The sequence below is a fragment of the Roseibium sp. genome (assembly GCF_965232425.1).
Classification (GTDB): Bacteria; Pseudomonadota; Alphaproteobacteria; order Rhizobiales; family Stappiaceae; genus Roseibium.
Map to the genome: position 1 here is coordinate 49738 of NZ_OZ246971.1, position 12249 is coordinate 61986.

General features: G+C 52.8%; 5 protein-coding genes. 1 reads left to right on the plus strand and 4 read right to left on the minus strand.

The features are described 5' to 3' along the window. Positions 1–223: 223 nt before the first annotated feature. Complete coding sequence (opgC, locus tag ACO08A_RS00325) at positions 224–1411, minus strand: OpgC domain-containing protein (protein WP_422039304.1); 1188 nt, start codon at positions 1409–1411, stop codon at positions 224–226. Positions 1412–2194: 783 nt separating this feature from the next. On the opposite strand from opgC, the gene ACO08A_RS00330 reads away from it, so the two are divergent. Beyond that, positions 2195–5185 carry a LamG-like jellyroll fold domain-containing protein gene (locus ACO08A_RS00330; RefSeq protein WP_422039305.1) on the plus strand — a complete coding sequence of 997 codons (2991 nt, stop codon included), beginning with the start codon at positions 2195–2197 and terminating at the stop codon, positions 5183–5185. 826 nt (positions 5186–6011) lie between these two features. Here ACO08A_RS00330 and ACO08A_RS00335 read toward each other — a convergent pair. The 3 genes from ACO08A_RS00335 to ACO08A_RS00345 form a co-directional block, all read right to left on the minus strand. Then, a complete protein-coding gene (locus ACO08A_RS00335) occupies positions 6012–8999 on the minus strand; it encodes a LamG-like jellyroll fold domain-containing protein (RefSeq protein WP_422039306.1) in 2988 nt (995 codons plus the stop codon). Between the two features lie 1105 nt (positions 9000–10104). Next, entirely contained in the window at positions 10105–11475 is a 1371-nt protein-coding gene (locus ACO08A_RS00340; RefSeq protein ID WP_422039307.1) for an O-antigen ligase family protein, read from the minus strand. Beyond that, positions 11472–12179 carry a sulfotransferase family 2 domain-containing protein gene (locus tag ACO08A_RS00345; RefSeq protein WP_422039308.1) on the minus strand — a complete coding sequence of 236 codons (708 nt, stop codon included), beginning with the start codon at positions 12177–12179 and terminating at the stop codon, positions 11472–11474. Before ACO08A_RS00345 ends, ACO08A_RS00340 begins: the two co-directional genes overlap by 4 nt. Positions 12180–12249 lie beyond the last annotated feature (70 nt).

The following is a 12249-nucleotide window of genomic DNA, read 5'->3' on the forward strand; positions in this document are numbered from 1 at the left end:
CGGTCGACCCCGGTCATGTGAAGCCAGGCAAAGCCAGCAGGTGGAAGTCCCCGGCTACCTTGAATTTGCCTGCCGCAGACCCGAACCCTACATCCCGATAAGTGAACTGCTTCCCGCGTGTTTTTAACTCATGTCTCTTTTTCGCAAAATCGTCTGCCGGGTAGACTTCAACGCAACCGGATGGACGTTCGTCAAAATCAAGAAATTCAAGTACAGCGACGTCCTATCTCGCGTTGTCGACCTTCAATTGTTTGCGTCTCGCAAGAACTGCGGCATGGAACCAGGCCACGCCGTATAGCGCGACGAGAGACAGTGCGATCAGCAGAATCCCGACCAATTCCGACGGCGGGTTGCCCTCAAATACGGCTGACATAAGATAAACGATCAAAATGTGAGCACTGAAGACCTGAAGCGAATGCTGGCCCAGAAACACAAGCGGCTTGAACGTCGTCATGGTGTAAAGCAGTTTTGACGCGAAACGGAATATAGGATTTCCGTCCTTTTCGCCCGGACCCAGCAGCCAAACCACGATGAAGAAGTCGATGGCGTAAGTCGCCACGTAAATCACGCTGAAGTTGCCACGATCCGTTTCGGACAAGATCGTGTTCGAGAAATCGACGCCAAACCAGAAGTCGAAGATTATCCTGTCATAAACGCCATAGAATAAAGCCAAGGCCAGGCAGATCTTGAAAACCACCCGCATTTCAGGACTAAACAAAAAGTCCGTGTTCAGCCGTTTGGATGCCATCAAGAAACCCAAGAACAGCCCGCCAAAAAACAGGCATTGCCAGCCGAGAATGTTGAAGAATATCCCCAACCGGATTTCGTAACCAAGGTCCAGCAGCCCGATTTCCAGAGACGCCACAAGGATGTCGCTGATCCTGGTTTGGGCAAGCGCCCAGACCGATGCAACGAGTGTGAAATAGATAAAGTATTTTCTGTCACGCAGGAGAGTAAGAGCGAAGGGAGTGACCATCATGAAGAATATGTACATGGGCAAGATGCCCATATGCGTGGACCCGGTCACCAAAGACGCAGACAGGAGACTGAACAGTATGGGGTGCCCCGCATAGGGATTGAGGATACCCGGCAAATCAAGAGCGCTGTGCGAAATCAGAATCGCGGCTGTGAGGAAAATCAAGATCAGCCCAAGCTGATAACTGTAAATCGTCTTGATCCTGTCCCATATTCCGGCCCGCATCACCGAAGCGTTGTGGCGCAGCATGCGGCCGCCGTAGACAAGACCCACCACCAGGCCGGACATGAAGACAAAGCCTTGCGCATCTTCGACCCAACCAAAATAGTGGTGGTTCAACTTGCCAAAAGTCGTATGAAGGATCGAATTGGCATGGATAATCATCATGAAAACCAAGAAAAACCCTCTAAAGCCATCGATCACAACTATGCGCATTAGTAACGTCCACCTCTTCGTATAATACTACTCAAAATTTTTCTTCCGTCACACATCATAAATTTTTGATTTTTTTGTTTTTATGTCTTGAATAATTAATGATTCTTTTTCTGACTACTTCTCTCTATTCTTAACATTGTACAGAGCACGCTGCAGTCACTTTGAAACAGTCGCCTTCGCAAGACGTGGACTATTCACCAAATTAGCATCTCAAATTCAAGAGCTTTTCGTCTATTGTCTCGCACCGGTGTCGGCAAACCACCTTATCACCGGGCTTTCTTTCAAAATAATGTCAAGCGCTTTCACGGGTATAGACGACCGGGCCCTTCCTCAATCGGAGCTACCGCTGATGCATGCCTAACGCTCAGCAATTTTCAACACTGCAGTTATCGTATTCAGGCGCTGAAATACAGACAATTTTAATGAATTTTCACCGTCCTCCAAACAAAGTTAGCAACATCGTAAACAACGCAAACCCAGACCACTGCAGACACATTTCACTGCAAGGGGTGAAAGCTGGAGTGAATCGATTTCCGACTCCACGATCGGCAAATCAAATGGGTTACCCAGGCGGGAACAGCCTCACCACGCGCAGACAGTCCACTTGGCTTTTTTTGTGAAATCCGAAAGAATCAGGTTCTTTCGTCACCGATCGAGTTCTTTCTCAACGACTAATTGCCAAGAGTTAAACAGGAATTCAACACATCAAACAAATAATGCAGGCGCTTGTGAACCATATGGTTGGTTCGCTCAAGCGCAGGATTACTTTTTTGGAGTGCTTAGATGTCAGGTTCGAACAAGGCCAACTCTGGAATATTGGTACATACGGCAGAAGAGTTGGAGAATGCCCTGGTAGCGGGGCATACCTACATTGAACTTGCGCCTGGGGACTACGGCGACTTCTTCATGCGAGAATTCAACGCCGAATCGACCGTGACGATCACGTCGCAGGACCCGGACAACGTTGCAACGTTCAACACCATCGACCTGCGGAAATGCGCGAACCTCACATTTGACGGGATCGCTGTCGAGTACACCATCGAAGATCATTCGAATCCGAGCGCTCTCGACAAGGAAAAGGCGATCTATCTCGCTGAGTGTTCGAACATCTCCGTCACGAACTCGACGGTCAAGGGTGACTATATCGAGAACCCGGATCACGAGCAGGATGGTCAACCGACCCTGACGGGCATCGTGAGCGTCTTCAGCACAAATGTCTCGATCGACAATGTCGAGTTGTCCGACCTGCGTGTCGGCGTCGTTTTCAGCCGGGGCGACAATGCCAGCCTGACCAATTCGGAGATCCACGACGTGCGCATGGACTTCACGCGCATCGTGGAAATGACGGATGTGGAGATCTCCGGCAACCACTACCATTCGCCGACGGACAATCCGAATCCGAACGAGCATCAGGACATGATCCAGATGTGGACGACGAATACGGACCACCCGTCTTCCGACATCACGATCACAGGCAACTTCTTGGATTCCGGCGATGGTGACGCCACCCAGACGATCTGGATGCGGAACGAACTTGTCGATCAGGGCAAGGCCGGTTCGGCGATGTTCTATGAAAACATCACCATCACCGACAATGTCATCTACAACAACCACAAGCACGGGATTTTTGTCGGTGAAGCCAACGGCGTAATCATCGAGAACAACACCTTGCTGCAGAACCTCGGAGCCGGGGAACGCGAGAACGAGACCGCGCCGGCGATTAAGGTCGCCGAAACCTCCACCGATGTAACGATCAGCGGGAATATCGCCGCCGATGTTTCAAGCCCTCCATATGGCGCAAAAAACTGGTCGGTGAGCGACAACCTGCTGGTTCAGCGGGATGACGCGAACGGGGAGAACTATTACGGCGAGCTTTTCGTCAATGCGTTGGCCGACGGGTCTGCGACGTTGGCGGACCTGAGAATCATTCCGGGGAGTGCAGCCGATGGCTACGGTTCCAGCCTGAGCGTGTTTGACGCAACACCGGAGGGAACCGACGGATACATCGAATCCAACGTTCACATAGGCATGGACGCCCAGACCGTGACCTTCGACGTTGACCACGTCTTCGATGGGAATGGCACCGTTGACTTTAAAGGAGCTACCGTTGCCTGGGACTTCGGTGACGGAACAAGCTTTACAGGTCCGCGCGTCACACACACATTTCAGAGCGCCGGCGACTTCAACGTAACTGCTCATGTCACGCTTGCTGATGGCAGGAGCCTAACACTCGTCAAAACAGTGGAAATCGTTTCGCCTTACGTGCTGCAGATTTCCGCCGACAGCGGCATTCAGAACTTGGTCAACGGCGGGGCCAACGTTGTCTTCGATGGCGATGTAACAGTTGAAAACGACGCAAGCAACGGCGACACACTGAGCCTGGGTGCCGGTGGCTATATCAAGGTCGAGAATGACGGTTCGCTGGTAAACAATGACAATTTCACGCTCGCGTTCGATTTCAAGATGGACAAGGCTGCGACGGATTCGGTCAGACTGATCAAGTTTGCTGACAGCTTCACGCTGCGTTTGGGGCCGGACCGGATTGAAGCCGGTGTCGTTCTCGACGGGCAAACCTATGATATCGACGTGGAGACGGATACGCCGCTCAACAGCGGCGAATGGCAATCGGTTGCTGTCACCTTCGACACCAACAAGGGTGAACTCCTGCTCTATCTCGATGAAGCCGTGATCGGCCGAATCTCCGGACTCGAAGGGCTCACCCAGATCGGGAACGAGCGTAATGATCTGATCATCGGCGATCAGAACAGCGCCGACGGTTTCCCCGGTCTCATTGACAATGTGACCTTCGCCACAGGTGCGATGAGCGCGTCTGAACTGGCTGGTGGAACCGCACCTGATGAAGGCACGCGGCCTGCCGACGTGCCGACAAGTGCTGATCAGGTTGCTCCCCCGGACCAGGACGCGCAGGATCAACCAACCGATGTGGGCTACGAAGAGTCAAACTACAACAGCATTTATGCCGGAGAGTCAGACTCGGCCGAGATTTTGGGCACAGACGCCGACGACCTGATTTACGGCACCAACTCCGCCGATACCGTAAAGGCCGGTAATGGCGACGATGTGGCTTCGCTCGAAGGTGGCGATGACAGTTTTCGCGGCGGCAACGGCAACGACACGGCCAGCGGCGGTGCGGGCAACGATCAACTCAGCGGCGACGATGGCGACGACCGTTTCTTCGGCGACGATGGCAATGACATTCTCAAAGGCGGCAATGGGGAAGATGACCTGTACGGAGGTGCTGGCAGAGATCAGCTCTTCGGCGGCAAGGAAAACGACATTCTTTATGGCGGCACAGGGAACGACTATCTTGCCGGCCACGTCGGCAACGATATCCTTGTCGGCGGAGAAGGCGCCGACAAGATCCGCGGCCACGACGGCGACGACCTGATCGTGTTCGACGCGGACGACCAGCTTGTCTCGGGTGGGGCGGGAACCGATACGCTGTTCATCAAGACGAATAACGGTGATGCCAACCTGGTGGACGAGAACATAACCTCGATTGAAATCATTGATGCCAGGAACACGAGCAATGAAAAGATCATCATCGACGGCATGAATATTCAGCGTTCCGAAACCGGCTTCCTGACCGTAGAGGGCGACCTGGGTGACGAACTCCTGATCAAGGATAACTATACGCTGGCGGAGACAATTGTGAGAGACGATCACACATATCATGTCTACCTCGATGAGGACGAGACCACAGGTGTGTTCGTCAGTTCCAACATCACGGTTTCCGACGAATTCATGTTCTGAGTACCGTTGGTCGCCTGATCCCGTCACATGGGCATGCGGCGACCAACCAACAAAAACGCGGTGGAGGACCGCATTCGGGATAAGGCGTTCACTGATGTGCGCTTCCAGTTTCAGGAGTGCGCGATTTTCACACTGGTTCAAATTCGTCGAACGACATCAACACGCTTCGAGTCCGTTGGGACTCTGGTAGTTCAGGATTTTCCGGGTCGTTCGGCATGGGTTCGTTGCAGTTTCTGTTCAGACCTGGCCAAGTCCAGGTGCTACCGGCGACAGTCCGGGTTCGGATCAGGGTTGCGGCGGCGACGAAAAGGTGTGTCCTAGAAATCACTGGTGATTGATACCGCCCTTGAGGCTCCGGATGAAACCGTTCGTGATCGATTTGTGCGATTGGACGGAAATTCGGCTGCTTGATCCGTGCAACATCACATACGTAGATCTAACAAGGTCAATTCGAACTCGTTGTCTGTGATCTCGATGATCAGCACCAACCTGCCCGCAAAACAACGAATGCGACGATAATCAAGACTGCAGGCAAGACGCAGCGATACACAGCATGGGTCAATCCGTTCGACCTGCGATCGGTGGCGATTTCGCCGACCGGTGTCTTTCGCTGATATTCTCAGGACGCCTGGGCGCTATTGGAGACTCATTCTCCCAAAATTGTCGCAAGCAAGCGCTTTCACATGTGCTTTGCAAAAAGACCGTGCCGGATCGGCCACGCTCTTTAGTTCCGTCCAGGACGCCCACCTGAATTGGTCAGCGAGAGAACGGTCCTAGGTGCACACCTTCTTTCTGCCAAGCCAGGCAAGAAGACGGCCTCCGGTACTCAGAACATGAATTCGTCGGAAACCGTGATGTTGGAACTGACGAACACACCTGTGGTCTCGTCCTCATCGAGGTAGACATGATATGTGTGATCGTCTCTCACAATTGTCTCCGCCAGCGTATAGTTATCCATGATCAGGAGTTCGTCACCCAGGTCGCCCTCTACGGTCAGGAAGCCGGTTTCGGAACGCTGAATATTCGTGCCGTCGATGATGATCTTTTCATTGCTCGTGTTCCTGGCATCGATGATTTCGATCGAGGTTATGTCCTCGTCCACCAGTTTGGCATCACCGTTGTTCGACTTGATGTAGAGCGTATCGGTTCCCGCTCCCCCCGAAACCAGCAGATCCTCCGCATCGAACACGATCAGGTCGTCGCCGTCGTGGCCGCGGATCTTGTCGGCGCCTTCTCCGCCGACAAGGATATCGTTGCCGACGTGGCCGGCAAGGTAGTCGTTCCCAGTGCCGCCATAAAGAATGTCGTTTCCCTTGCCGCCAAACAGGCTGTCTTCGCCAGACCCGCCATAAAGACCGTCGTCTCCATTGCCGCCTTTGAGAAGGTCATTGTCTTCGCCGCCGAAGAGAAGGTCGTTGCCGTTGTCGCCGATCAGTTTGTCATCGCCGGCGCCGCCGACGGCCGTGTCGTTGCCGTCGCCGCCGCGAAAGCTGTCTGCGCCACTTTCAAGGAATGCCACATCATTGCCTTTGCCGGCCTTTACGGTATCAGCGGAGTTGGTGCCGTAAATCAGGTCGTCAGCGTCTGTGCCCAAAACCTCGGCAAGGTCTGACTCCCCGGCATAAATGCTGTTGTAGTTTGACTCCTCATAGTCCGAAGCTTCCGGCTGTTCGCGCTCGTTCGGGAAAGGCGGTTCAATCGGGTCACCTGTCGGCACATCAGTAGGCCGCGTGTCTTCATCGGGTGCGGTTCCACCAGCCAGTTCAGTCGCGCTCATCGCACCTGTGGCGAAGGTCACATTGTCAATGAGACCGGGGAAACCGTCGGCGCTGTTCTGATCGCCGATGATCAGGTCGTTGCTTTCGCTACCGATCTGGGTTAGCCCTTCGAGGCCTGAGATCTGGCCGATCACGGCTTCATCGAGATAGAGCAGGAGTTCACCCTTGTCGCTGTCAAAGGTGACAGCAACCGAGTGCCATTCGCCGCTGTTGAACGGCGTATCCGTCTCCACGTTGATATTGTAGGTTTGCCCGTCGAGAACGACACCGGCTTCAATCAGGTCCGGCCCCAGACGCAGTGTAAAGCTTTTGGAAAACTTGATCAGCCTGACCGAATCCGTCGCGGTTTCATCCATCTTGAAATCGAACGCAAGCGTGAAATTGGCATTGTTTACCAGCGAACCGTCATTCTCGACCTTGATATAGCCACCGGCACCCAGGCTCAATGTGTCGCCGTTGCTTGCGTCGTTTTCAACTGTTACATCGCCATCGAAGACAACGTTGGCCCCGCCGTCGACCAAGTTCTGAATGCCACTGTCGGCGGAAATTTGCAGCACGTAGGGTGAAACGATTTCCACTGTTTTGACGAGCGTCAGACTTTCACCATTCGCCAGCGTCACGTGAGCGGTCACGTTGAAGTCGCCTGTGTCTTGATAGGTGTGTGTGACCTGGGAGCCGGTCAGTGTCGTTCCATCGCCGAAGTCCCAGACAACGGTGGCGCCATCCAAGTCGACAGTGCCGTCCCGGTCGAAGACGTGGTCAACGTCGAAGGTCACGGTCTGGGCGTCCATGCCTATGTGAACGTTGGATTCGATGTACCCGTCGGTTCCCTCCGGTGTTGCGTCAAACACGCTCAGGCTGGAACCGTAGCCATCGGCTGCACTCCCCGGAATGACTCGCAGATCTGCCAACGTCGCAGCCCCGTCGGCCAACGCATTGACGAAAAGTTCGCCGTAGTAGTTGTCGCCGTTCGGGTCATCCCGCTGGACCAGCAGGTTGTCGCTTACCGACCAGTTTTCAGCCCCTTCCGGAATTGGCGAAACACCGGCGGTGATGTTGCCGCTGATCGTTACATCGGTGGAGGTTTCGGCGACCTTAATCGCCGGCGCGGTCTCGTTCTCGCGTTCCCCGGCTCCGAGGTTCTGCAACAGGGTGTTGTTCTCGATGATTACGCCGTTGGCTTCACCGACCGAGATACCGTGCTTGTGGTTGTTGTAGATGACATTGTCGGTGATGGTGATGTTTTCATAGAACATCTCCGGACCGGCCTTGCCCTGATCGACAAGTTCATTCCGCATCCAGATCGTCTGGGTGGCGTCACTATCGCCAGAATCGAACTGATTGCCTGTGATCGTGATGTCGGATGACGGATGGCTCGTATTTGTCGTCCACATCTGGATCATGTCCTGATGCTCGTTCGGATTCGGATTGTCCGTCGGCGAATGGTAGTGGTTGCCGGAGATCTCCACATCCGCCATTTCCACGATGCGCGTGAAGTCCATGCGCACGTCGTGGATCTCCGAATTGGTCAGGCTGGCATTGTCGCCCCGGCTGAAAACGACGCCGACACGCAGGTCGGACAACTCGACATTGTCGATCGAGACATTTGTGCTGTAGACGCTCACGATGCCCGTCAGGGTCGGTTGACCATCCTGCTCGTGATCCGGGTTCTCGATATAGTCACCCTTGACCGTCGAGTTCGTGACGGAGATGTTCGAACACTCAGCGAGATAGATCGCCTTTTCCTTGTCGAGAGCGCTCGGATTCGAATGATCTTCGATGGTGTACTCGACAGCGATCCCGTCAAATGTGAGGTTCGCGCATTTCCGCAGGTCGATAGTGTTGAACGTTGCAACGTTGTCCGGGTCCTGCGACGTGATCGTCACGGTCGACTCGGCGTTGAATTCGCGCATGAAGAAGTCGCCGTAGTCCCCAGGCGCAAGTTCAATATAGGTATGCCCCGCTTCCAGGGCATTCTCCAACTCTTCTGCCGTATGTACCAATATTCCAGAGTTGGCGTTGTTCGAACCTGACATCTGAGTACTCCAAAATGGTAACTTGGAGGCAGATGGAACCACAGGAATTGTTCGAAATTCTTCATAGTCCGGGGCCGATTTAAGATAAAATTGAAGTAATTTTGAATCGGAGCTTAAATCATCGTTGAGCGCGGGAGACTCATTGCAGCACTTACGCCCCTCTCGGTCCACTAGTGCTTTGTCTTTCAAGACTTTTTTAGTGCGCGAGCGCTGCATTTTCCGCAGAGATGCGGTGACAGATACGGACGTTGCAGACTCGAGTTCGGTGGCGTGATATTCGTTTTTATTGTTTATGAATTCTTTATTTCTTTCATCGAATTCGATCGCGAAACTTTCAACACTGTTCAAAAATAGTATTGAAGAAAGTACTACGAGTAAGGTCTTCATGCAAACCTCTCCAAACAGGTCTGAGCGACTCTTGCATTGTGCAAGGCTAGGTTCCGTTGTTCGTTCTCGTCAACATTTCTGTGTTTCAGACCCTTGATTGGCTCACTAACTCAAGCCCCTCGTGATCATCGCGGGACCTGATCTGCATGATTTCAAGCTTGATTTTCACTGTCTATGTGTCAGTCGGAATAAGGCAGCGAATACGCTTCCATGCGGGCACGGAACATTGGTTCAAACCGATATGCAGATCGCTTTGAGTTCAGCAATCGCACACTTAAGCGATCGGGCTGCGGCGAGGTATTCCGTGTAAGGGTTGCCACGGCCAAACACCTCATCCGCCAACATATGCTCGGGCACAAATGTCCCGTCGGGGTCATCGATGATCTGAGCCATTGTGATCTTGCTTTTCACTATGCAAATACATTGGAAGGAGTATTGTCGGCTATTTTGTCCTCCTTTTGATCGCACCTTCCAGTACAAGACCTGTGTCATCGATCAGAATCAGAGGTCGGACGTCAAAGGCTCTGCAAACGTCGAAGTGTGCAATGGTCGACAAAGCGCTGATCGCCGGCGTCAAGTCACCGGTCAGATGCGACACCTACCGCGTTGAAGCGCGGATGTCCGCAAGACGGAGGCGAAAGCGTGCCGGCTGGAGACGAACAGCGATATTTGTGTCCGTTCCCATCGCAATGGCAAATGTAAAGACACTCTCGTTCCGCTACGAGTTCACCCTTCCACGTGCACGCTTGCGCGTTCGCAGCAGCGATCTTTCGGAGCCGGTGCCGGCCTCAGCTTCCGGACTTGCCTTGCTCTCAGACGCTGTTTCCACCATCCGTGAAATTGCTGCTGCAAGCCCCAACTGGAACGCAAACAACACTTCCATCTTGCCGAAGAAATGAACCGTTGTCCCACTGATGGAAAGCCCGACCAGCGTGAAACATGCAGCTATTCTCAACTGCTGAAGTTTTGGCGGTATGCTGTCTGCAGGGGCTTTGAAAAGCCGTCGGATAATGAGCAGCAAAGTCAGCAAGAGCAGCACGAGACCCGGAAACCCGAAACGTCCCGTCACCATTAGCCAGAAATTGTCGACAGACGACGTCATCCAGTGCAAACGCGTCCACGTTTCGATGCGAAAGCCGAATATCGGATTTCGCAAGATGTCGTCGCTCATATGTTCAAAGATCAGCAACCGGTAATAGGCCGTCCAGGAATCGAGTGTAAACCGGCTCAGGAGCACCTGGATCAGCGGACCTTTGGATGCGATTTCCAGAACGACCAGCAGAACGGCAATGGAGATCATCACCACGGTTCCCCTGTTCGGCAGCCAGCGTGTCATCCGCTCGACAAAGATCAAGCCGATTTGGACAAGGGCCGCCAGCAGAGGACCTGATGAAAGGGCAAGAAATACGCACATAAAGGTCATTGCGACCTTGAAGATGCCGCTCGCATTCGAGCGCGCACAGTACCAGACGTAGCTTATGATCGATGCGCAAAACAGTCCGTAGTTGATCGGATGCACAAAAACCGTTTTGGCGCGCAACAACCCAAGCCGTTCCACGTATTTTCCCCGGTCCGGTATGCCGGAGATCTGTGCGAAAAAGTCAGGAATATACCGTGTTTTGAGTACAGCTTCAGGGATGGCCAACGCACCAAACACAACAACAAGTAAAAAAAACAAACCCGCAGTTTTAGCAACATCTTCCGGCTTCACAATGTACATTTGCGCAAAGAAATAACAGGCAAAATACGTTATGAAAATAAATACATTAAGTCCTATATTTTCAAACCCGTAGTGTAAAAAGAAGCAAAACATTGCCCAGCTGATAAAGAGCAACAAGAAGATATCTGCAGAAATGAACCTGTACCCGGACAGCAGGCGGAGACCGCAGGCCACCGCCATGGTGAGCAGAACGATCCTTTGAGGCGTCAGAAAAACATCGGCAATGAAAAAGCCGGCGGTGCGCGGGAAAATGAAACTCAGAATGAACAGCACCAGAAGCAAAGGTATCGAAGTACGTTCGATTGAACGTCTTCGCTCGCCTCGTCCGGCAATACTATTGTCTCGAATGGTTTGTGATGATTGTCTCAAAAGCTGTAACCAAACTTTTCGATCTCGTTGTGGCAGAGTATCTCGATCAGTGCTTTTGATCGCTCATCAAGGAGTTCCTGATACTTTGCGCTTCGCGGACGTTGCGACGTCTTCATGGATTGCCCGGTTATCAAACCAACCGCGTCCTCCGACAGTCCGAGGCGTTGAACGATGCGTGTGGTATCTTCTTCGAGATGCTCCAGTCGTATATAGTCGTCAAGCAGCCAAGAACCATCTGAACTGCACAGCTGCCACGTTTGATTTATTTGCCACGGCTTTTCCACCATCCACTCAAAAACGCTCGGTCTTTCCTGCTCGCTCTTGTGACGGTTATCCCAAAAATACATGCTAACCACTTGGTCAAAGGGATTACGAACCACCGTGAAGGTGAAGTATGCATCCCAGAGTTCTTGCCCTAGCAAAGACCTCACGCGCGATGCCGAGTCGTGGTTACCGAACTTCTGCTTGGCATGCCGATTGTAGGCCAAGGAAAAGAAATCCCGAAGGCCATGCTCGGACAGCTTGAGGCGATAGTTCTGTCCCGGACGCTCTATTGAACCCTCTTTGATTTTCGACCCGTCGGAGTAAATCGGTGTCACGATATCTTCCGGACCGGTCAATTTGGCCAGCCCGATCTCCAAGGTGGTGCTGGCGGTTTTCTTTGTTTTTATGAAAATGAAGCGGTGTTTGTGTGAACAGATCATTTGGTGTTTTCCATCTTGGACTGACAAGCTTTTCACAGATCACGCGACCAGATCGGTTCCGGCTAGAGCT

What these genes read in the sequence shown, in the direction of transcription:
- opgC (WP_422039304.1), bottom strand. Translation starts at nt 1,411, where the DNA reads ATGCGCATAGTTGTGATCGATGGCTTTAGAGGGTTTTTCTTGGTTTTC.
- ACO08A_RS00335 (WP_422039306.1), bottom strand. Translation starts at nt 8,999, where the DNA reads ATGTCAGGTTCGAACAACGCCAACTCTGGAATATTGGTACATACGGCA.
- ACO08A_RS00330 (WP_422039305.1), top strand. Translation starts at nt 2,195, where the DNA reads ATGTCAGGTTCGAACAAGGCCAACTCTGGAATATTGGTACATACGGCA.
- ACO08A_RS00345 (WP_422039308.1), bottom strand. Translation starts at nt 12,179, where the DNA reads ATGATCTGTTCACACAAACACCGCTTCATTTTCATAAAAACAAAGAAA.